General features: G+C 62.1%; 17 protein-coding genes and 6 pseudogenes. 15 read left to right on the top strand and 8 right to left on the bottom strand.

Annotated features, from left to right (window positions below):
* Positions 1–72 precede the first annotated feature (72 nt).
* The 4 genes and pseudogenes from ACFQS4_RS01275 to ACFQS4_RS01260 all read left to right on the top strand — a co-directional run bounded on the left by ACFQS4_RS01275 (position 73) and on the right by ACFQS4_RS01260 (position 5306).
* Positions 73–2139: a hydantoinase/oxoprolinase family protein gene (locus tag ACFQS4_RS01275; protein WP_497903271.1), complete on the top strand. Its 2067-nt coding sequence runs from the start codon at positions 73–75 to the stop codon at positions 2137–2139.
* Positions 2136–2360: pseudogene (locus ACFQS4_RS01270) on the top strand (hydantoinase B/oxoprolinase family protein); the annotation flags it as partial. The gene ACFQS4_RS01275 and the pseudogene ACFQS4_RS01270, both read left to right, overlap by 4 nt.
* Complete coding sequence (locus ACFQS4_RS01265; RefSeq protein ID WP_497903296.1) at positions 2264–3898, top strand: hydantoinase B/oxoprolinase family protein; 1635 nt, start codon at positions 2264–2266, stop codon at positions 3896–3898. The pseudogene ACFQS4_RS01270 and the gene ACFQS4_RS01265, both read left to right, overlap by 97 nt.
* A gap of 48 nt (positions 3899–3946) precedes the next feature.
* A pseudogene (locus tag ACFQS4_RS01260) lies at positions 3947–5306 on the top strand (aspartate aminotransferase family protein).
* Between the two features lie 46 nt (positions 5307–5352).
* Here the strand turns inward: ACFQS4_RS01260 and ACFQS4_RS01255 are convergent.
* From ACFQS4_RS01255 to ACFQS4_RS01245, 3 genes are all read right to left on the bottom strand, one after another.
* Positions 5353–5622 carry an EthD family reductase gene (locus ACFQS4_RS01255; protein WP_500191994.1) on the bottom strand — a complete coding sequence of 90 codons (270 nt, stop codon included), beginning with the start codon at positions 5620–5622 and terminating at the stop codon, positions 5353–5355.
* An 87-nt stretch (positions 5623–5709) separates the two neighbouring features.
* On the bottom strand, positions 5710–6117 hold the full coding sequence (locus ACFQS4_RS01250; RefSeq protein WP_497903269.1) for an acyl-CoA thioesterase: 408 nt from the start codon (positions 6115–6117) through the stop codon (positions 5710–5712).
* 83 nt (positions 6118–6200) lie between these two features.
* Entirely contained in the window at positions 6201–7385 is a 1185-nt protein-coding gene (locus ACFQS4_RS01245; RefSeq protein ID WP_497903295.1) for a CaiB/BaiF CoA transferase family protein, read from the bottom strand.
* A 174-nt stretch (positions 7386–7559) separates the two neighbouring features.
* On the opposite strand from ACFQS4_RS01245, the gene ACFQS4_RS01240 reads away from it, so the two are divergent.
* Positions 7560–8744, top strand: a complete 1185-nt coding sequence (locus tag ACFQS4_RS01240) for a CaiB/BaiF CoA transferase family protein (protein ID WP_497903268.1) — start codon at positions 7560–7562, stop codon at positions 8742–8744.
* A gap of 25 nt (positions 8745–8769) precedes the next feature.
* On the opposite strand, the gene ACFQS4_RS01235 is transcribed toward ACFQS4_RS01240, so the two are convergent.
* Complete coding sequence (locus tag ACFQS4_RS01235) at positions 8770–10521, bottom strand: thiamine pyrophosphate-binding protein (RefSeq protein ID WP_497903267.1); 1752 nt, start codon at positions 10519–10521, stop codon at positions 8770–8772.
* Between the two features lie 131 nt (positions 10522–10652).
* On the opposite strand from ACFQS4_RS01235, the gene ACFQS4_RS01230 reads away from it, so the two are divergent.
* Both ACFQS4_RS01230 and ACFQS4_RS01225 read left to right on the top strand, forming a co-directional pair.
* Complete coding sequence (locus ACFQS4_RS01230) at positions 10653–11303, top strand: cyclase family protein (RefSeq protein ID WP_497903266.1); 651 nt, start codon at positions 10653–10655, stop codon at positions 11301–11303.
* Positions 11304–11484: 181 nt separating this feature from the next.
* Positions 11485–12027, top strand: coding sequence for a VOC family protein (locus ACFQS4_RS01225; protein ID WP_497903265.1), 543 nt, complete (start codon positions 11485–11487; stop codon positions 12025–12027).
* Between the two features lie 32 nt (positions 12028–12059).
* Here ACFQS4_RS01225 and ACFQS4_RS01220 read toward each other — a convergent pair whose 3' ends face one another.
* On the bottom strand, positions 12060–12254 hold the full coding sequence (locus tag ACFQS4_RS01220; RefSeq protein WP_497903294.1) for an AMP-binding enzyme: 195 nt from the start codon (positions 12252–12254) through the stop codon (positions 12060–12062).
* Positions 12217–13595: pseudogene (locus ACFQS4_RS01215) on the bottom strand (class I adenylate-forming enzyme family protein). Before ACFQS4_RS01215 ends, ACFQS4_RS01220 begins: the two are co-directional and overlap by 38 nt.
* A 203-nt stretch (positions 13596–13798) precedes the next feature.
* On the opposite strand from ACFQS4_RS01215, the gene ACFQS4_RS01210 reads away from it, so the two are divergent.
* The 7 genes and pseudogenes from ACFQS4_RS01210 to ACFQS4_RS01180 all read left to right on the top strand — a co-directional run bounded on the left by ACFQS4_RS01210 (position 13799) and on the right by ACFQS4_RS01180 (position 18556).
* Positions 13799–14251 (top strand): MaoC family dehydratase, encoded by a 453-nt coding sequence (locus tag ACFQS4_RS01210; RefSeq protein WP_497903263.1) that lies wholly within the window; start codon positions 13799–13801, stop codon positions 14249–14251.
* 102 nt (positions 14252–14353) lie between these two features.
* Positions 14354–14761 (top strand): annotated as a pseudogene (locus tag ACFQS4_RS01205) (ABC transporter permease subunit); the annotation flags it as partial.
* Positions 14762–14849: 88 nt separating this feature from the next.
* Positions 14850–15212 (top strand): ABC transporter permease subunit, encoded by a 363-nt coding sequence (locus ACFQS4_RS01200; protein WP_497903293.1) that lies wholly within the window; start codon positions 14850–14852, stop codon positions 15210–15212.
* Positions 15213–15238: 26 nt separating this feature from the next.
* The gene (locus tag ACFQS4_RS01195; RefSeq protein ID WP_497903261.1) at positions 15239–16324 is read left to right on the top strand and encodes a branched-chain amino acid ABC transporter permease; all 1086 of its coding nucleotides are present in this window, start codon (positions 15239–15241) and stop codon (positions 16322–16324) included.
* Positions 16321–17013 carry an ABC transporter ATP-binding protein gene (locus tag ACFQS4_RS01190; RefSeq protein ID WP_497903292.1) on the top strand — a complete coding sequence of 231 codons (693 nt, stop codon included), beginning with the start codon at positions 16321–16323 and terminating at the stop codon, positions 17011–17013. The genes ACFQS4_RS01195 and ACFQS4_RS01190 overlap by 4 nt, the downstream gene beginning before the upstream one ends.
* Positions 16980–17111: an ABC transporter ATP-binding protein C-terminal domain-containing protein gene (locus tag ACFQS4_RS01185; RefSeq protein WP_497903291.1), complete on the top strand. Its 132-nt coding sequence runs from the start codon at positions 16980–16982 to the stop codon at positions 17109–17111. The genes ACFQS4_RS01190 and ACFQS4_RS01185 overlap by 34 nt, the downstream gene beginning before the upstream one ends.
* Before the next feature lie 71 nt (positions 17112–17182).
* Positions 17183–18556 carry an MmgE/PrpD family protein gene (locus ACFQS4_RS01180; RefSeq protein ID WP_497903290.1) on the top strand — a complete coding sequence of 458 codons (1374 nt, stop codon included), beginning with the start codon at positions 17183–17185 and terminating at the stop codon, positions 18554–18556.
* Between the two features lie 304 nt (positions 18557–18860).
* Here ACFQS4_RS01180 and ACFQS4_RS01175 read toward each other — a convergent pair.
* Positions 18861–19475 (bottom strand): annotated as a pseudogene (locus ACFQS4_RS01175) (alpha/beta fold hydrolase); the annotation flags it as partial.
* Positions 19472–19855, bottom strand: a complete 384-nt coding sequence (locus tag ACFQS4_RS01170; protein WP_497903258.1) for a hypothetical protein — start codon at positions 19853–19855, stop codon at positions 19472–19474. The gene ACFQS4_RS01170 and the pseudogene ACFQS4_RS01175, both read right to left, overlap by 4 nt.
* A 489-nt stretch (positions 19856–20344) precedes the next feature.
* Here ACFQS4_RS01170 and ACFQS4_RS01165 point away from each other — a divergent pair.
* Positions 20345–20396 (top strand): annotated as a pseudogene (locus ACFQS4_RS01165) (hypothetical protein); the annotation flags it as partial.

The raw sequence follows: 20396 nt of genomic DNA, 5'->3' as shown, positions 1-20396 counted from the left end.
CAGTGTGCGCAATCGACGAGCTGGACGTGACTGAGGCGAAGAATTATTGAATCGACTGTCACAGTATGGGGCATGCCACACATAGGCGTAGACATCGGTGGGACGTTCACCGACACCGTACTCGTCGACGGGGACGCCGTTCACACGGTCAAAACGCCGACGACCGAGGACCTCGTCTGCGGGGTCGTCGCCGGCGTTGACGCGACGACGACCCGAGCCGGAATCGAACCCGAAACGATCGAGAGTTTCAATCATGGGAGCACCGTGGCGGTCAACACGCTCATCGAGGGAACCGGCGCGAAGACGGCTATCGTTACGTCCGACGGGTTTCGGGATGTCTTCGAGATCGGCGAAGCGTACCGGGACGCGTCGCTGCTGTACGACCCGCGCGGCGAGCACCACCCGCCGCTCGTCCGCAGGCGATTCCGGTTCGAAGTGACCGAGCGGACGGCTGCCGACGGCTCTATCGTGACGCCGCTCAACGAGGACGCGGTCGCGGACGTGGCAGCCGCGCTTCGCGAGCGCGACGTCGAGAGCGCGGCCGTCTGCTTCCTCCACGCGTACGCCAACCCGAAACACGAGCGACGCGCTCGCGAGATTCTGGCCGACCACGCGCCCGAGATAGACGTCAGTCTCTCCACGGACGTCTCCCCCGAGATACGGGAGTACACGAGGACCGCCACCACTGCCGCGGACGCCTACGTCAAGCCGGCCGTGAGTACGTACCTCTCGCGGCTCGTCGACGCGCTTGGGACGGCGGGCGTCGAGGGAACTATCAATATCATGAAGTCAGATGGCGGTCTCGCGCAGCCGACCGTTGCCTCGCGGCGACCGATCACGCAGGTCATCTCCGGTCCCGTCGCGGGCGTGAAAGCGTCCCAGTCCGTGGCCGCGACCGCCGATTTGGGCGACGTGATAACGTTCGACATGGGTGGCACGTCGGCCGACGTCGCCCTCATCAAGGACGGCGCTCCGGTCGAGGAATCACGCCGCATGGTGCGCGGTCTCAAGATCAACGGTCCGTTTGTGAACATCAACACCGTCGGCGCGGGCGGGGGATCGATCGCCTGGCTCAACGACGTCAACGCACTCAAGGTCGGACCACGGTCCGCGGGTGCGCGCCCGGGGCCGGCCTGCTACCGGCGGGGCGGCACCGAACCGACCGTCACCGACGCAAACCTCGTACTCGGCGTCCTCAACCCATCGAACTTCGCGGGCGGCGAGGTCGCCCTTGACGTGGACGCCGCGCGGGAGAGTCTGTCAACGGTCGCGGAGCAGCTGAGCATGAGCGTCAATGAGACGGCGGTCGCAGTTCGCGAGGTCATCGACAGCAAACTCGCGAGCGCGATCCGCGTCGTCACCGTCCAGGAGGGGAACGATCCGCGCGAATTCGCGCTCATGGCCTTCGGCGGTGCAGGCCCGGCCCACGCCTGCGACATCGCGACCGAGCTCGGTATCGACAGGGTAGTGTTCCCGTCGAACTCCGGACTGTTCTCCGCTACGGGGCTGCTCGAGTCGGACATTCGCCACGAGTACGTCCGATCGCTGGTGACAACGATCGAAGACGCCGATCCGGACGCCATCACGGACGCCGTGGAGCGCCTCCTCGAACGCGCGCGAGACGAACTTGACACCGAGGGCGTGCCCCCGGCGGGCCGATCGTTCGAACTGTCGTTCGACGTGATGTACGAGGGGCAGGCTCACTACCTGACGATCCCAGTGTCCTCAACGTCGGTCGACCGATCGGTGCTCGCCGAACTCGAGACGTCGTTTGAGCGCGCTCACGACGACCGCTACGGCTTCCGGGACGACGCCAATCCGATCGAACTCGTCAATCTCCGGCTAACCGCGGCCGGCGCAGTGGGGGCCTGTGCAGGCGCCAACCGCGATGCCGGGACCGGCGGCGACGCTAACGGGGGAGACGCGGCCGACGCACGACTGGGCGAGCGCGAGGTTCGCGTGGACGTCGACGAGACGGTCGACGCCCCCTTCTACGAGTGGGAGTCGCTCGGCACTGGCGCCTCGGTGTCCGGACCGGCGATCGTCGAAGCGCGGAACACGACTGCGTGGATCGCCCCGTCGTTCGATGCGACGGTCGACGACGATGGCCACCTCGTCGCCCGGAGGGCTGAGCGATGACCGACGTCGATCCGGTCACCGTCGAGGTCGTCCGGAATCAGCTGCTGGACGTTGCAAGGGAGATGCAGGCGACGGTGATGAACGCGGCATACTCTCCGCTCTGGCAGGAAGCCGGCGACCTCTCGTGTGCGCTGCTGGGTCCAAACCTGGAGATCGTCGGACAGGGCGAACGCGTCATCCCGTTGCACGTCGCCACGATGGTCGACTCGACGACCGCCGCAATCGAGCGCACCGGCGGTCTCGACTCCTCCAAGAGGGGGACGTCCTCGTTCAGAACGACCCGTACTCCGGCAACAACCACCTCCCCGACTTCCTGCTGGCCGCTCCGGTGTTCGTCGACGATCTACTCATCGGCTTCTCGGCGGTTCGGGGACACTGGGTCGACGTCGGCGGCACCGCGCCGACGAGCTACGCGATCGACGCCGGCCACATAATCAAGGAAGGACTCAGAGTGCCCCCCGGAAAGCTGTACGCTGCCGGGGAGCGCAACGACGCGCTCTACGAGACGATACTCGCCAACGTCCGCGGACGTGACGAACGCGCGGGTGACATGAACGCCCAGTTGGCCGGCGTCCGTCGAGGCCGAAAGCGCCTTACCGAGATCGCCGAGACCCACGGCGTCGAGGCGACAATCGCCGCGATGGACCAGATTCTCGCGAACGAGGAGTCGCGGATGCGAAGCCGAATCGCCGACCTGCCGGACGGCAAGTACGCCGCGGAGGACTACATGGACGGCGACGGCGTCACCGACCGGCAACTTCCGATTCGCGCGACCCTGACTGTCGAAAGTGACGAACTGACGGTCGACTTCGCCGGCACGGCGGACCGGGTCGAGGGGGGGATTAACACCTCGATGTCGTGTACAAAGACGGCCACCTACTACGCGTTTAAGGTGACGCTCGATCCAGGAGCGCCCGGCACGACCGGGGCCTTTCGACCGATCGACGTCGTCGCCCCGTCCGGGTGTCTCGTCGACGCGAAGTATCCTGCGCCGGTTGTCGCCGGCAACCACGAAACGACGTACCGGATCTACGATGTCGTCGTCCGAGCGATTGCCGAGATTGATCCCGAACTCGCGTTCGGTGCCGGCGAGGGGAGCACCAACGTCCTCAATTACCAGGCCGTTGATGACGAGTCGCTCAACTACACCGTCATGGCTGGGGGGATGGGCGCGCTGCCCGATCGTGACGGGATTGACGCGATCCGCAACGGCGTCGGCAACACCGGTCTCCAGCCGATCGAACGGATCGAGCAGGACTACGAGTACGTGACCGTCGAGTCGCTCACCATCGCCGAGGACACGGGCGGCCCCGGACGGTACCGAGGCGGCTGTGCCGCACGTCGGGTCCTGCGCTTCGATCGAGAGACCGAGATCATTCTGGCCGCCGAGCGGGACACCACGCAACCGTACGGTCTCGACGGTGGGCGACCCGGTGCCGCCGCTGAGTACCGCCACGTCGACGTCGATGGCGTGGAACGGTTGATTCCGTCGAAGACGACGCTGACCGTCCGGCCGGGGGAAAAGATCGTCATTCAACCCGCCGGCGGAGGCGGGTTCGGTGATCCAACCGAGCGCGACGCGGACGCGGTCCTCGCGGACGTTCTCGACGGCTACGTCGACGCGGACACCGCACGCGAGGCGTACGGCGTCGTCGTTGATCCCGACGCGAAAACCGTCGAAGCAATTGCGGCTGAACACGAAGACGCGGAGACCCCCGACGGTCGACGTGAAACTGCCGGATCGTCCGGTGACGAGTAAGCGACGGGTTCGGTCAACATTCTTTACCGGTGCGTACGAATCGCGACCATGGGAGACGCCGACGCGCTCAGACGCCTCCATCTCGCTCAGGAACCGCAAGTTGAAGACATACCGGGGCCGAACTCGAGGCGTCTCATCGAGCGCCAGCAACGGGTGGAGAGCGGTGCCGTGCTCTATCCGAACCGGGTGCCGATCGCCCTCGACGAGGCGAAGGGGGCGACGATTCGGGACGCTGACGGCAACGTCTTCCTGACTTCTTCGCGGGTGTCGGGGTGGCGAACGTGGGCCACTCGAACCCGCGGGTCGTTGAGGCGGCGGCCGAACAGACCGAACGACTCGTGCACACGCTCGACTTTCCGACGGAGACGCGTCTGGCGTTCGTCGAGAAGCTGACGGCGATCGCGCCGGGGAATCTCCGCGACGACGGGACGGTGATGTTCGGTGGCCCGACCGGCAGCAACGCAGTTGAGGCGACGATCAAACTCGCGAAACACGCGACCGGGAATCGCGGGCTGTTGACGTTCACCGGGGACTTCCACGGTTCGACGTCGGGTGGGCTGAGCCTGTCGGCCAAGCGCAGCGCCAAGCGGGAGTACGCGCCGTTGCTGCCGGACGTCACGCACCTACCGCACCCGCGGACGCTGGCGATGGACGGGTCGATTGAGGACGCGGTCGACGCGTCGCTGGCCGCCGTCCGCGAGGCGATCGAGGACCCGTACGGCGGGATGGCCGATCCGGCGGGCATCTGGGTTGAACCGATACAGGGCGAGGGCGGCGTTCAGCCCGCCCCGAGGGATTCCTCGACGGACTAGCCGAGATCGCCGCGGAGAACGACGTCCCGCTCGTCGTCGACGAGGTGCAGACCGGATTCGGTCGCACCGGAAAGTGGTTCGCCAGCGACTGGTACGACGTCTCTCCCGACGCGATGCCGGTGGCCAAGGCCGCCGGCGGGAGTCTGCCGCTCTCCGCGACCGTGTACGACGAGCGCATCGACACGGTGGAGCCGGGCGCCCACACCGGAACGTTCCGCGGCTACCTCCCTGCGATGGCCGCCGGACTCGCTGCGATCGAATTCGTCGAGGAGCACGACCTGCTCAGCCATGTCGTCCGGACCGGCGACCTAATCCGCAGTCGGCTGGCGGAGTGCGCGAGTGAGCACGACGCCGTCGTCGACGTCCGGGGGAAGGGGCTGTTCATCGGCGTCGAGTTCGCGGGCACGGGCGATCGAACCGCGGGAGAGGTCGTCCGCACGGTACAGACCGCCGCGCTGGAGCGCGGCGTTGTCATTTGGACCGCCGGTCGGCGTGGTGACGTCGTTCGCCTGTTGCCGCCGCTGGTCATCACCGAACAGCAGGCGGAGGTCGGCGTCGAGCTCATCGTTGAGGCGATCGACGACGTGCTCGGCTGACCGGACTGGCTTACGGGACGCTCCCATTACTGCGGCGGGAGCCGACTCACTCGACGTGTACGATTTCTCCTCCGGCCACCCGAACGACCTCCGCGACGAAGTTGTCAAGGTCGTCGACGGTTCGCAGACCTACCTCCGAATCGAACGCCTCCGATACCGTCGTCTCGTCGTCGAACTCCAGTATCGCGACGCCGTCGTATCGGCTGTCTCCGGGGTCGTCCGGTACAATCGTCGCGTACCGTTGCAGGCCCGGTAATTGGCTGTCGAGCGGTACGTGTTCGTCCATCCAGTGTTCAACGAACTCCTCCTGAGTCAGATCGTCTTTTTTGACGAGTGAAACTGACGAGCGTTACCATGGCTCAAAGAAGTTCGATCTCTATAACTATAATTGTTCGTCGAAACGTTACTCGTCGAGGTCCTCGTGGGCCTCGATGCGTCGGCGCCATTCCTCGGGCAGCGGACGCGACGACCCGGTTTCTGGGTCGACCGCGACCTGTACCGTCTCGGCGGTTGCGGTGACGCCGTCTTCGTCCCTGATTTCGTATGCCATCGTCATACTCGACTCGCCGAGGTCATCGACGCGCATGGCGACGGTCACGTCTCCGCCGCCTTCGATTGGACGCCGATAGTCCATTGTCAGTGTTGCGAGGACCGTCGAAACCTCCTCGAGTCGTACGTCGAGGATGTCGGCGAAGTATTCCATCCGTGCGTGCTCGGTGTACGTGGCGAATACTGCGTTGTTGACCATCCCCATCGGGTCCATGTCGCGATACCGGACCGGGTGGCTGATTTCGTACGAATAATTACCCATACAGGCCGACTCGGACGGGATCGAAATAATCCTACCGCCTGTCCTAATGCTATCGACCGTCCGATTATCGTACGCTCGTCGAATCAGATCACGCCGTTCTCGGCGAGGGACTCGATTGTTTCCGGCGAGTAGCCGAGGTCCCGGAGGTACCGCTCCGTCGACGCGCCGATCGCCTCCGGCGCCGATGGGTCGTCGAGGTCGCCCGAGAACTGGACGGGGTACGCGACAGACGGTAACTCCTCTCCAGCACGGTCGCCTGGGAGCCACTGCAGCAGTTCACGGTGTTCAACGTGCGGGTCGTTCCACAGTTCGAGGGTGTCGTACACTGGCCCGACGGGGACGCCGTGGTCGCGGAGTCGTTCCACCCACTCCGTCGTGGACCGGCGTTCGAAGATCGGTTCGAGATGTTCGTACAGCGCATCCTGGCTGGCGCTCCGATCCGCGTTCGTCGCGAAGCGCGGATCATCGATCAATTCCTCGTGATCGATCGCCCGACAGAACCGCGGCCAGAGGCTTTCGGCGGCGACGCAGACGACCACGTGGGAGTCGGCCGTCTCGAACCGGCGATACGGCGCGAACTCCTCGTGGGCGGTTCCGGTGCGCGGATACGGTTCGTCCAAGACGACGCTCCTCGCCGCCCGCGGACCGAGCCAAGAGATCATCGCGTCGAGCATCGAGACCTCGATTCGTTCGCCGCCGACGTCGCCGACGTCGCGGGCGTACAGCGCCGCGAGGATCGACTGGACGGCGAACATCGCCGGAGCCACGTCGCCCATCGGAACGTTGCTCCGGACCGGCGGCCCATTCGGCTCCCCGGTGACGCTCATCGCACCGCCCATCGCCTGGACGACCATGTCGAACGCGGGCGTGTCGGCGTACGGTGAATCCTCGCCGAAGCCAGTGATCGTACAGTAGACGACGTCGTCGTTGACGTCGTGAACCGAGTCGTAGTCGATCCCGAAGTGCTCGGTGACGCCGGGTTTGAAGTTCTCCAGGACGATGTCGACTTCAGCGGCCAGTTCGAGGAAGATATTGCTTCCCTCGTCAGTCGCGAGATCGAGCGTGAGACACTGCTTGTTCCGGTTGAGCGAGGCGAAGTACGCGCTCTCGCCGTCGACAAACGGACCGAACTCCCTAGTCAACTCGCCACGGCCGGGCTGTTCGACCTTGACCACTTCCGCGCCGAGGTCGCCGAGGTACATCGACGCGAGCGGACCGGCGATCATCCGGGTCGCGTCCAGCACGCGGACACCCTCGAGGAACGTCATGCACCGACGTATCGATTCCAGCCACATAGCGTTTTGTGCCGCGTACCGGATCGGATTCGACGCGCTGCTGGTTTAGCGTCGAATCCGCGATTCGCGATATCTACCGATCGGCAGACGCGTCGGGATCGTCACCGGCGCTAAGGTTTTAAATACTACTGCTCTAATTGATCTGCCATGCGCCCGCTCAAGGACCTCGTCGTCCTCGATTCTACGCAGGCCCTATTTGGGCCACTGGCGACGCAAATCCTCGGTGACCTAGGAGCTGAAGTGATCAAAATCGAGCGACCGTCGACCGGCGATCTGACCAGGAACTTCGCGACGCGGTATGGAGACTACTCTGCGTACTTCACGAGCCTTAACCGAAACAAGAAGAGCATCACGCTCAATATGACGACGGAGCGCGGACAGTCGGTGCTCCACGAACTCGCCGCCGATGCGGACGTGTTCGTCCACAACTTCAGTCCCGGAAAGGCGGAGACGTTCGACGCGAAATACGAGACTCTCGCGGCGGAAAACGAGGAACTGATCTACTGTTCGCTCTCGGGCTACGGCGAAGACAGTCCGTACGCTGATCGGAAGCTGTTCGACATCATCGCACAAGGGGAGTCTGGGCTGATGAGTGTCACCGGAACCGAAGACGGCGAACCGGTTCGCATCGGGGTCTCGATCGCCGACATCTCCGGGGCAATGACCGCCACCTACGCCATCCTGACGGCACTGTACCACCGGGAACGGACCGGTGAAGGGCAGTATATCGACATCGCCCTCTTCGACACCGCCTTCTCCTATATGCTCTACCACGTGACGAACTACTTCGCGACGGGGGAGACGCCAGGGATGCTGGGAACGAAGCACCCGAACCTCGCCCCGTATCAGGCCGTCGAGACGGCCGACGACTACCTCGTAGTCGGCGTCGTCAGCGAGAGCCTCTGGCCGAAGTTCTGCCGGGCGGTCGATCGCGAGGAGTGGATCGATCACTCACAGTTCGGCACGTTCGGCGGCCGGACCGAGAACCGGGAGGCGTTCGATCGAGAACTCGAGGCGCTGTTCGCCGAGCGACCGGCCGAGGAGTGGATCGATCGACTCCAGGACGCCGGTGTCCCGTGTACGCCCGTCAACGACGTCGAGGACGTGGTGAACGATCCCCACGTCGACGCGCGCAACATGATCGAGGAGATAGAACACCCCGACGGCGATCGGCTCAAGCTGCCGGGTATCCCAGTAAAGTTCTCGGATCTGGAGGTCGACGTTCGCCTCCCGCCGCCGAAACTCGGCGAACACACGACGGAGGTGCTTGGCGATCGACTCGGATACGACGAGGAGGATCTCGACGAGCTGGCCAAGCGAGATATCATATAGTCGACGCCGGTCGAAACGGGGGGGGTCACAGGTAGTCGGCCGACTCCGTCCAGGATGTCGGATAGTTGTGCTCGAGACCGGGCGTGAAGTACGTCGGGACGTCGCGGTCGATCACAGCGTCAACCAGGAACGGCACGTCGGAGTCGAGACCCTCGCGGACGGCGCTGGCGACTTCCTCCGAGCGTTCAACCCGGCGCCCCGCTGCGCCGCAGGACTCGGCGAAGGCGACCCAGTCCGGGTTGTAGAGATCGTCCTCGTTCCCGAACGATCCCCATTCGTGGGCCTCGCCCCAGATGTTGCGCTGGCCCTTCCGCTCGATGTTGGGGCCGTAGTTGTTCAAAAGTACCCACGTTACCGGGATGTCGTGTTCGACAGCGAGGGGGATCACACTCATATTCTGTGTAAGCGCGCCGTCGCCGACGAGACAGACTGCCTCACGGTCTGGCGCGGCGAGCTTTCCGCCGAGCACCGCTCCTGCACCCCACCCCATTTGGAGCATTCCACCGTTGAAGAAGTACGTGTCTTCTTCGTAGACGCGGGCGAACGGCTCAGCGTACTGGATCACGTCGCCGACGTCAACGAACAAAAGGTCGTCGTCCGCCATCGTCTCCTTCGTGTCGTGTACCAGCCGGTGGGGGTGGACTGGCGATCCCTCGTGACTCGTCGTCTCGGCGACCCAGCCGTCCCAATCGGCCTTCCAGGTGGCCGTTTGTTCGCGCCAGTCGTCCGTCCCGACCGTCTTGACCCCGTCGGCGGCGAGTCGATCACGGAACTGTTCCGCGAATGAGGTGGCGTCACTGACGATGCCGACCTCAACCGGGACGCTTTTGCCGATTTCGTTCGAGTCGATATCCGCGTGAATCACCTTCGTTGGTGGGACGTTGTACACCGCGCCCTTCTCGTATCCCATCGTGTTCCCGTCCGAGAACCGGCAGCCGATCGCGAGGATGACGTCGGTGTCGCGCGTCGCCTGGAGCGAACACTCCCAGCCGGACCGGCCGACCGGGCCAAGACAGAGGTCGTGGTCCTCGGGGAACGCCCCCTTCCCCATGTGGGTGGTCACGAACGGAATCTCGAACGCCTCGACGAGATCTATAAACTCGTTGGTACCGCCGGAGAGCCTGACACCGCCGCCCGCGATCGCGAGCGGCCGATCGGCCTCGGCGAGGACGTCGGCCGCCTTCGAGAGCGACTCCGCTGCCGGCTCTGGACGGGAGTCGGCCCGGGAGTCCGCGGGGTCCGGCACGTTGACCTCGACCTCGGTGTTCTGGACGTCGTAGGGAAGCACGATAGCTGTCGGACCGGGCCGCCCCTCGAGGGCGGTCTTGAACGCCCGATCGAGGAAGTCCACTGCCGTATCGGGCCGGTAGCCGTTCCAGGTCCGCTTCGTCACCTCCTCATACACGTCAAGCAATCCTTCCTGATTGTGGTAATCGAGCGCCTCGAAGGCCAGCTTTCCTTTGTGCTGGGTCGACACGCCGCCGCTGACGACAACGGTTGCGGTTGAGTCGTGTATGAGGTTCGCGACGCCCGGGAGGGCGTTCAACGCGCCGGGTCCCTTCGTGACGACCACTGGTGCGATCTTCCCGGAGACGCGGAAGTAGCCGTCGGCCATGTGCGCGGCCTGAGCTTCGTGTTTCACCTGGATTCCCTCCGCCGAACAGTCGCGAAGGCCGTCGAGGAGAGGCCAGACCGATCCGCCGTGGTACCCGAAGTAGTACTCAACGCCGCGTCGTTCGAAGTACTCGCTCACCTGATCTGCAACTCGCTGTGTCATGAGGACTCGTACGACAATCGCTCTCATACACCATAACTTCGTGGGACTAACCAGCACCGTCGCAGGCCTGGTTCGCCGTCGGCAGGTCCGGATAGACGACTTTTATGTCGCTGACCTTCCTCTATCCTGGTATGTGGTACGATCTCACACAGCCGTTTCACGGCGAGATGCCCCACTCGGCGATGCTCCCCGAACCGGAATTCGAGACGGTGTTCGACGTTAAGAAGGACGGTATCAACGTCCAGTGTTACTGCGCGCCGACCCACGTCGGCACGCACGTTGACGCGCCGTTGCACTTCGATCCAGACGGACGGACGATCGACGAATTACCGATCGAACGATTCCACGGAGAGGGGGTCGTCCTCGACGTGCGACAAGACGAAGCCCGCGAAATCCAGCTCGAGGAGTTGCAAGCCGCCGAGGGCGAGGTTCAGGCGGGCGACACCGTCGTCCTCTACACTGGCTGGTATCACAAGTACGGCGACGACGACTACGATCCCTACCCATGGCTCGCACCCGAGGTCGCCGACTGGCTGCTCGAAAAGGAAGCGGGGATGCTTTGTGTCGACACGGTCAGTCCGGACATCTCCTACTCGATCCGGCCTGACGACTGGGACGAATACCCGATCCACAAACCCCTTCTACAAAACGATGTCCTCATCGCTGAACACCTAACGAACCTCGAACCACTGCTTGGCGAACGGATCGAGATCCGAGCGTATCCATCGAAGATCAGGGGCGGCGATGGTGCCCCAGCGCGAATCGTCGCTCGGCCGATCTGACACCCGATTGAGCTGGCTCCCTAACCGACCTGACGCCGCCCAGGTGTACGGCGGAAGGCACGCCTCGTCCGCAGGAAACGAGAACGGCAGACAACCAGTGAAGATGGATCACTCGACGACCCGTAGATTCGGTCCGTTGACCGGCACAATTCTTATAGCCGTCTGACCGAATTGCCACCGCATGGACCGGATCACCGGTCTGGATCACGTCGGTATCGCTGTCCGTGATCTGGACGAAGCCGTCGAAACGTTCGGGAAACTCCTTGGTGAGGACGCCGAGTCCCACCGCATCGATCCTGGCTATGAGTACGACGAAGACGGAAATCTCGTCGAGGAGATGCGCTTCGCGTATCTCGAAACCGGAAACGGCGTGCAGATCGAACTCCTGGAACCGGGCGAGGTCGGCTCCGGAGCGATTGGCAGCTACATCCAGAAGTTCGGCGAAGGACTCCATCACATCAGTTTCTGGATCTCACCGAAGAGCGAGTTCGGCGAACTGTTCGCGACCCTCTCTGAACTCGGATTCACGACCGTCGGCGATCGACCCTGGCGATCCGATCCCGAGGCCGATCGCGACAACGTCTACACGTACATCCACCCCAGTTCCGCTCACGGGACGCTCATCGAACTCATCACACCGTTCACATTCGAGGACGGTGAGATGAAAAGCGCTGACACCGCCGAGGAAGCCGACCCCGGTCCCTGGACGGACTCAGACGAGTAGGCGTTCGATCTTCCCCGGGAGGTGCTCCCGAATCAATGCTTCCGGTAAGTACTTCTGGACTTCTTTCCGCTCTCGGTGTGTTCGATCTCGTCGACAAACTCGTACGATCGAGGCCGCTTGTAGGCCGCGAGATCGGCCTCGTCCCGGCAGAAGGCGTCAAGTTCGTCCGCGGTCACGTCGCCGTCCGGGTCAACGAAGGCCGCGACGCGTTCCCCACTCGTCGTCACGTTCGCCGACGACGACCGCTTCGTAGACGGCTCGGTGCCTCTCAAGAATCTCTTCGACCTCCGCCGGTGCGATCAGTTCGCCGCCGCTGATGATGACGTCGTCGACACGGCCAGTGATCTTCAGGTAGCCGTCATCGTTCACGAAGCCCAGGTCGTTCGTATAGTACCACCCTTCGCGAAACGCCTCGCTCGTGGCAGTGGCGTTCTGGAAGTACTTGTCGAACAGCTGGTCCGACTCGATAATCACCTCACCCTCTTCGCCTCGCGGAACGGTCCGAGAGGGATCAGCTTGACCGTCAACGTCAAGGTCAATGACGCGAATCCGCGTACCGAGGGTGGGCTTGCCAACCGTCCCGGCCTGCTCAGTGAGCGCATCGGAACGGAGGACCGTGATGAATCCGCCCTCCGAGGAGCCGTAGGAATTGATCACATTCGGGGTGAGTTCGGACTGGAACTCTCGTGCCCGATCTTCGAGCATCACTTCCCCGGTGTGGTACCAGCACTCGATCGACGACAGGTCGTACGCGTCGACGTCTCCCTGTTCGATCATTCGCCTGCTCACCGTCGGAATGCCGACTACGTGAGTCACGCCATGGCGATCGATCGTATCGAGCGACAGATCGGGGTCCGCGTACGCCGAGGAGACAACGAGCCCGCGCCGACCGTCAACGACGAACGGAGCGCCGCGTCCAAGCCACCGCCGTGAAAGTACGGGAGTTGGGAGAGAACGACGCTGTCGGGATCGATGTCGAAGGAGATGATCGCCGCGAGCGTCCGCTCCCGGGCCGACGAGACCGTGTGTACGACCCCCTTCGGGCGGCCGGTCGTCCCGCTGGTGTAAATGAGGTACGTCGGCTCGTCGGGCCCCTGATCGATCGGCGGCGGCCGCTCGGTCGATCCCGATTCCAGGACCGTCTCGTAGGATTCCGCCTCGCCGGAGCCACCTACCCTGATCGGCGCCCTCTCACGAATCGAGTCGTTTGCGGCAGGCTCTACGGTGTCGGCGAACGCCGCGTCGTAGATTACGGCTGCAACGTTGGCGTCGTCGAGGATAGTTTGGACCTCTCCAGCGGAGAGACGATAGTTGATCGGAACTGCGACGAGACCGAGTTTGTGACAGGCGTACATCGTCACCAGGAACTCGACGGTGTTGTGTAGTGCCATCGCGACGCGATCACTCGGCCGCAGTCCTCGTTCTCGGAGGCCATTCGCCAACCGGTTGACCTGCTCGTCGAACTCACCATAGCTCAGCGTTTCGTCGGCGTCGACCGATCGGATCGCTGTCTCATCGGTCCGCAGGTCCGCATTCTCCTCGAGGAACGCGCGCTGTGGTAACACCATTACTGGAAAAAGGTGCGTAGATTACTAAACTGTGGGGGTAGCGTCGGTCTGCATATGTCGATCGTTCGACGCGCAAAACGACGCACAGGCCGCAATTGTACGGCAGCCTCCGGAACTATACACAGTGAGCCTCGACGGTGAACCGCGACACTATGTATCTTCCCGCACGAACGACTAAGAACGTTCGTTGACAACGTCGGAGTATGACGCGCGAACAGCTGTATCTTGAGGACATCGAGATCGGCTCGGTCTGGAACGGGCCGTCACAAACGATCTCCGAATCCCACTTCCGGGACTTTGCCGGATTGACGGGTGATTTCAACCCAATCCACATAGACGAAGAGTACGCAAGCGAGACGCAGTTCGGACGTCGGGTGGCCCACGGAATGCTGATCACTTCGCTTACCGTCGTCGGAGCGACCGATCTCTCCCCGCATCTGCACGAGTCGATGATCGCCTTCCTAAGTCAGAAGTCGACGTTTCATGAGCCAGTGTTCATCGGCGATACTGTCTTCCCGCAGTTGACAGTCACGAACGTCGAACCCAAGGCGGGGACGGGAATCGTCACTCTGAAATCGGAAGTGCACAACCAGGACGACGATCTCATCTTAGACGGAGAGTTGCGATTGCTTGTCGAGTCACGTTCCGGTCGGTAACCTGCCGGCATTACTCGACTTTTGGTCGTAAGATCTGGACCGAACAGCAGGTTTAATATAGTGGTAGAGGTGTTAGCATACCATGCTAGGAGTGAAAAGCCCATGATCAGTGTTATCGCAAACTGGCTACTGCTGAGTGCACTGTACGCGCTTATCGCAATCGGGTTCACGATGATCTTCGGCGTTGGGAATGCGATCAACCTGTTTCACGGTGCCTCAATCACGATCGGCGCGTACGCCGCACACTACTCGTACGCGTCGGGGGTACCGGTAGCAGTAGCATTATTGATCGGGCTGGCCGTTCCAGGGGTCGTAAACGCTGCATTATACCTCGGGATGATCAGACCGATTCAGAAGAAACCGATCGTAATCATGGTGATGACACTCATTCTCGCGGTCGTCGTCGAGCACATCGTTTTGATCTCGATCGGAAGTTCACCACGAGTCGTACCTGCGCTGATCCCCGGAACGACGGAGATTCTGGGTGCGAGAGTCCAGATCAACCGGATCATCGTATTCGTCCTCTCCTGGGTTATCATCGGCGGGTTAATGGTGTTCATCAAGTATACTGCTCGGGAGGGCGATCACTGCCACGAGCATGGACACGAAGGGTGCCGCCGTCGTGGGGATAAACAGCGGGCGGATGTTCCTCTCTGTTTGGATTCTCGCAGGCGTTCTTGCGGGTGTTGCGGGGGTGTTCCTCGCTTCGTTCCAGACGGCGACCTACAACATGGGACTTACGCCACTGATTCTCGCGTTCGCCATCGTCGTCATCGGTGGTCTCGGATCGATCAAGGGCAGCATTATTGGCGCATACCTAATTGGTGGAGTTGAGACAGCGATGGTCTCCTTCGTCAGCCCGCGGCTCAACGGATTGGGAGGGATGGTCATCCTCGTTCTTGTGATCATGTTCAAACCGAAGGGAATGTTCGGGCGTGAACTCATCATGGAGGAAGAATAATGAGCGACACAGCGAGGACGTCAAGTATGATGCACCGACTTTCAGAATTTCCCTTGCCGCTCCGGCGAAAGATCGGCGTGGTACTGTTCGTAGTAATCGGACTACTGCCGTTCGTCTTCGATACGATCACGGTGTTACGAATGACCGGTGCCCTGTATCTCGCCACGTTCGCGATGACCTGGGACTTCCAGTCCGGTTACACCGGAGAGATCAGTTTCGGCCATGCGTTCTTCTTCGCGGTCGGGGGATACACGTCGGGAATTATGAACCTTCACTACGGGCTCGATCCGGTACTGGCGATTCCAATCGGAATGGTGGCCGCGACTCTCGGCGGCCTGCTACTCGGCATCCCGACACTGCGGGTTCATGGACCGTACCTCTCGCTCGTGACGATGGCAGCACCGCTAATCTTGCTGCAGGTATTCATCTACTTCAGCGACTTCACCGGCGGCGAAGTCGGTCTCACCGGTACAGAAAACATCACGTCTGAGCCGATGGTCAACTACTACATCGCGTTCGCCCTGTTCGCCGCCATGTTCGCGCTGTTTTACGCGATCACCCGTTCCGATACTGGGGAAATCCTCACCGCGATTCGCGAAGACGAGGACGCGGTCGTCGCCGCGGGTATCAACCCAGCGAAGTACAAAATCTACTCGTTCGTGCTCTCCGGGACGGTAGGCGGTCTCGCCGGAGCGCTGTTGGTACACAGCAACGTCGGATCCGCAACGCCGGGTCAGTTACTGGAGCTGTCGGTTAACATCAACATCATCACAGCCACGGTCATCGGCGGCATGGGAACAATCATCGGTGCCGCTGGCGGCGGCATCTTCTTCTTCATGCTTCGCGAACAACTCGCGAACGTGGGGACGACGATCCCGACGACCGACGTCGCGATCTCTCACATTGATCTTGTCCTCTTCTACTCGATGGCCGTACTAATCATGTTCTACCAGCCGCAAGGGTTCATTCCATGGTTGATCGAACGCGGACGGAAACTCATCGGAGCAGACGAAGAGAGCGTGTCGGACGAGAACGATTCGCCGCTGCGCCAGTCCATGGACAAGTTGCGTAACGGATTCCAGGATGCGTTCAACAGAGGTGGTGAGAAATGAAATCAGACACGTCTCAAACCAAATCAGCAGTCGATTCCGAGAGCTACTCGTCCGAGGACGGGCTGCTCGTGTTGCAGAACCTCACCAAACGGTTCGGCGGGCTCGTCGCAGTCAGCGACCTCTCGTTCCACGTCGAAGAGGGTGAAATCCTCGGCTTCATCGGTCCCAACGGAGCCGGGAAGTCAACGACGTTCAACTGCGTGACGAAGATGTTCCCGGCCACGGAGGGAACCGTCTGGTACGACGGCGAGAACATCACCGACCTGCCAGCCCACGAGATCGTTAATCGGGGGATCAGCCGCACCTTCCAGTCGTTTCGACCGCTCAACGATCGGACCGTTCTGGAGAACGTGATGCTGCCGCTGTCGACGGACAAGCTGTTCACGGTCTCCGGGCTGTTAGGCCAGACGCAAGACCGAGCGATCGAACTCTGTGAGCGGGTCGGACTCAACGACCGTATCGACCAGGAGCCCAGCGAATTGCCCCACGCCGAGATGATCCGCCTCGAACTGGCGCGGGCGTTGGCGAACGATCCGGATCTGATTCTGATCGACGAACCCTTCGCAGGGTTGACCAGTACGGAGGTCGCAGAGCTCTCTCACTGTTTTCGGAACTCCGGGACGAAGGATACACTCTCGTCGTCATCGACCACAACATGCGGGGGCTACTCACGTTGGTCGATCGGGTGATCGTCATTCGATTCGGGGCGAAGATCGCAGAAGGAACGCCTGAAGAGATCAGAGAGAACGAAGAAGTCCAGAACGCGTACCTCGGATCGCAGGGATAATCCGGTCGCTGATTTTCCTCTCGCTTCCAGCGGAGAGTTTTATACCGTCAAGGAGAAAGCACCGTACATCAATGACTGATACGACTGTGAGTACACCCGGACAGGAGACGCGCCGTCTCGCAGCTTTTTGTTCCTCGCTCGACGGGGACGAGATCCCTGAATCGGTCCGAACGGAGATCAAAACGGCAATCGTGGATACGATCGGTGCCTGCGTAGCGGGCGTCGACACGCCCGAAAGCGAGCGCATGCGAGCGTACGTCCGGACGGCCAGCCCAGACGGTGGAGCGGCGATTCTGGGGACGAACGAGCGGGTGACGCCCGAGTTCGCGGCGCTCGCGAACGGAACGGCCGCGCACGCACTCGAAGTCGACGACGGCCACCGGGGGGCCTCAGCCCACCCCGGCACCGCCGTCCTGCCGGCCGCTCTCGCAGTATTACCGATCGCTGGACAGGTTACGGGCGACGACCTCGCAGCCGCCGTCGTCGCGGGATACGAGGCGATGCTCAAAACGGGGATGGCAGTACAGCCGTCCCACCGGGAGCGACACTTCCACGCGACAGCGACGCTCGGTTGTTTCGGGGCCGCCGCGGCCGCCGGCCGTTTGCTCGAACTCGACCGACGGGATTTCGCGTACGCGCTCGGACTGGCAGGAACCCAGGCCGGCGGTCTCTTCGAGTTTCTCACCGACGGTTCGATGGCCAAGCGGTTCCATCCAGGACGGGCCGCCATGGCGGGAATCACCGCAGCGAGGCTCGCAACGGAAGGCTTCGACGGGCCGGAGACGATCCTCGAAGGGGAGGACGGCTTCGCGGCCGCGTTCGCCGACGAATACGACCCGGCGCCGCTGGCAACCCTCGGAGACCCCTTCGAGATCACCCGCACATACCAGAAACCGTATCCATGCTGTCGACATCTTCACGCAGCGATCGACGCCTGCCTCGCGATCCGAGATGCCGGCTTAGAGCCGTGGGCGATTGAGCGCGTCGAAGTCGGCACGTACGCAATTGCGGCGCGCCACGACAAAGCTGCCGTCGAGACAATACTCGATGCCCAAATGAGCATGCCTCACGCAGTCACGACGGCCCTGTTCACCGGTACCGACGACCGATCGGCGTTCTCCGATCCTGACGTCGACGCCGATCTCGCCTCGTTGCGAGACCGAATCGTGGTGACGGCAGACCCTGAGATGGATGCACGGTACCCGGAGACGCGTGCCACCTGCGTCGTCGTCGAGACGGCCGACGGCGATCGGTTCGAGGAAGCGGTCGACTACCCGCTCGGATCGCCGGAGAATCCCCTGTCGGCGGAGCGTTTGGAGTCGAAATTCCACGACCTGACCGAATCGCGACTGTCCGAAGAGAAACGCCAACGGTTACTCGAGACCGTGACCGATCTCTCGACACTCGATGACGCGCAGACGATCGTAGACGCGGTACAACCGTAAGAAGGTGGACGCAATTCGATCGATTACTCCGATTCGAGGATTTTCGCGAGTACCGGCTCCAGATACTCCTTGAAGGCGTCGGGATTCTCGACGGGTGGAAAGTGCCCCATCTCGTCCATGATTTCGAGGAGGCGCCGTCTATCTGTTCGGCGACGCGCTCGGTGTCTTCCGGCCGGCCAGAGAAGTCGTACTCGCCCGTGAGGAAGTAGACGTCGCACTCGTCAGTGTCGATTTGATCGAGACGGTCACGAGCATCCCAGTCGCGAGTGTAGAAGTAGATGTCGCCGGCATAGACGCCGTGACCCGCCTGACTGTAGATCCACCAGGCCTCGCGCTTACAGGCTTCGGGGTTCTGGGGCGCCTGGAGTCCGTAGATCCATTCGGGTCGAAACACTTCCTGGTTTACCTGAGGGTGGTCGAGGAAGTCGACCACGTTGTCAAGGTAGCCAGTCTCGCTCGCGGGGACGTATTCCGTCGTCTCGAGACCGATGATCGCGCGGACCCGATCGTCGTGATTGATGGCCAGTTCAAGGACGATCTCGCCGCCCATCGAACAGCCCATAACGACCGGATCGGCCAGGTCGAGCGTCTCGACGAATTCCATGATGAAGCCAGCGTAGAACTCGGTCGTCAGCTGGTAGGTCGACTCCCACCAGCGCTTGTCCGTCGGTGGATAGGAGCGGCCGTGCCACGGCATGTCGAACGCATAGACAGTGAAGTCCTCGAGGATGTCGTCGTCGTTGAGCAGGTGTCGGTACTGCCGCGAATCGGCACCAGCTGTGTGGAGACAAACGAGCGGAACATCGCCGTCTCCGGCGACTTCGTAGTACGTTCGGAACTCGGAATCAGCGTGATTGATCCAGACGTAGCGCCCGGCGACCTCTTCGTGCTCGCCGTGCTCGAAGTTGTCGGTGTTCATCGGCTCACCTCCGCGAAGGCGGTTACCATCCGCTTGAGCGGCCGCCAGTGCTGAATGGCACGTTTCAGATCGCCCTCGATCTCGAGGTCGTACTGGAGCCAGACGCTCCGTAGATCGTTGTAGAACGGCGGTGGCGACTCCGACAGCAAGTTTTCCCACGTGTCGACGGGTGCACGAACCGCGAAGTCCCAGCCGACAAACATCGGTTCGGTGTGGACCGCGTCGATCTCCCCGTCGCTTAATTCAACGACGTAGCCGTCGTCGCCAAACTCGAACAGCACCGTCGCGTCAAAGTGTACGCTCGTTCGATCGAACTGAGCGTCGTTGGCAAGCCAGTCTACTGCCGCTTCGAACCACTCTTCGCTCGGGAATGTCGACATACAGAGTAAGCGCACGGTGTAACGGCATAATGATTGTGGTTCTGTAGCACGGCCGACGTCGGCAACGTGAGCGGAGTACGACGGTGAATCAGATCCTGATTCGAAAGCGAGTGCTGCCAATCCACGCCTCCGAGCGAATACATCGACAGAACGGACCAGACGTTTATATCACTGTATCCGTAATACGGTAATTGAGCGCATGTACACCGTACACCCCATCAAGTCCGGGGTCATCGAATCGCCTATCACGAAAGGCGGACTGACGTACCTCCACGACGACGAGCCGCCCGTTCCCATTCCGGTGATTACGTTCCTGATCACGGCGGACGATCCGGACGACGACACGGTGATATTCGTCGATACCGGCGTTGAGCAACACGAGCCGGGTGAGACCATTGCCGGAGGGCGGACAATCAGGAACGGCGGTCGCGAACCGATCGTGGACGGTCTCGCCAAACGCGGCCTCAACCCGGCGACGTTGACTACGTCGTCCTCACCCACCTCCACTACGATCACGCCTCGAACAACGACCTGTTTCCGG

The sequence above is a fragment of the Saliphagus sp. GCM10025317 genome, from assembly GCF_042663665.1.
In the GTDB taxonomy this organism is placed as follows: Archaea; Halobacteriota; Halobacteria; order Halobacteriales; family Natrialbaceae; genus Natronosalvus.
The sequence above is the reverse complement of the archived record's forward strand: the minus strand, read 5'-3'. Positions and strand labels throughout refer to the sequence as shown.

Coding starts and splice junctions, on each gene's coding strand:
- ACFQS4_RS01275 (WP_497903271.1), top strand. CDS start 73: ATGCCACACATAGGCGTAGACATCGGTGGGACGTTCACCGACACCGTA.
- ACFQS4_RS01250 (WP_497903269.1), bottom strand. CDS start 6,117: ATGGGTAATTATTCGTACGAAATCAGCCACCCGGTCCGGTATCGCGAC.
- ACFQS4_RS01245 (WP_497903295.1), bottom strand. CDS start 7,385: ATGACGTTCCTCGAGGGTGTCCGCGTGCTGGACGCGACCCGGATGATC.
- ACFQS4_RS01240 (WP_497903268.1), top strand. CDS start 7,560: ATGCGCCCGCTCAAGGACCTCGTCGTCCTCGATTCTACGCAGGCCCTA.
- ACFQS4_RS01235 (WP_497903267.1), bottom strand. CDS start 10,521: ATGACACAGCGAGTTGCAGATCAGGTGAGCGAGTACTTCGAACGACGC.
- ACFQS4_RS01230 (WP_497903266.1), top strand. CDS start 10,653: ATGTGGTACGATCTCACACAGCCGTTTCACGGCGAGATGCCCCACTCG.
- ACFQS4_RS01225 (WP_497903265.1), top strand. CDS start 11,485: ATGGACCGGATCACCGGTCTGGATCACGTCGGTATCGCTGTCCGTGAT.
- ACFQS4_RS01210 (WP_497903263.1), top strand. CDS start 13,799: ATGACGCGCGAACAGCTGTATCTTGAGGACATCGAGATCGGCTCGGTC.
- ACFQS4_RS01200 (WP_497903293.1), top strand. CDS start 14,850: ATGGACACGAAGGGTGCCGCCGTCGTGGGGATAAACAGCGGGCGGATG.
- ACFQS4_RS01195 (WP_497903261.1), top strand. CDS start 15,239: ATGATGCACCGACTTTCAGAATTTCCCTTGCCGCTCCGGCGAAAGATC.
- ACFQS4_RS01190 (WP_497903292.1), top strand. CDS start 16,321: ATGAAATCAGACACGTCTCAAACCAAATCAGCAGTCGATTCCGAGAGC.
- ACFQS4_RS01185 (WP_497903291.1), top strand. CDS start 16,980: ATGCGGGGGCTACTCACGTTGGTCGATCGGGTGATCGTCATTCGATTC.
- ACFQS4_RS01180 (WP_497903290.1), top strand. CDS start 17,183: ATGACTGATACGACTGTGAGTACACCCGGACAGGAGACGCGCCGTCTC.
- ACFQS4_RS01170 (WP_497903258.1), bottom strand. CDS start 19,855: ATGTCGACATTCCCGAGCGAAGAGTGGTTCGAAGCGGCAGTAGACTGG.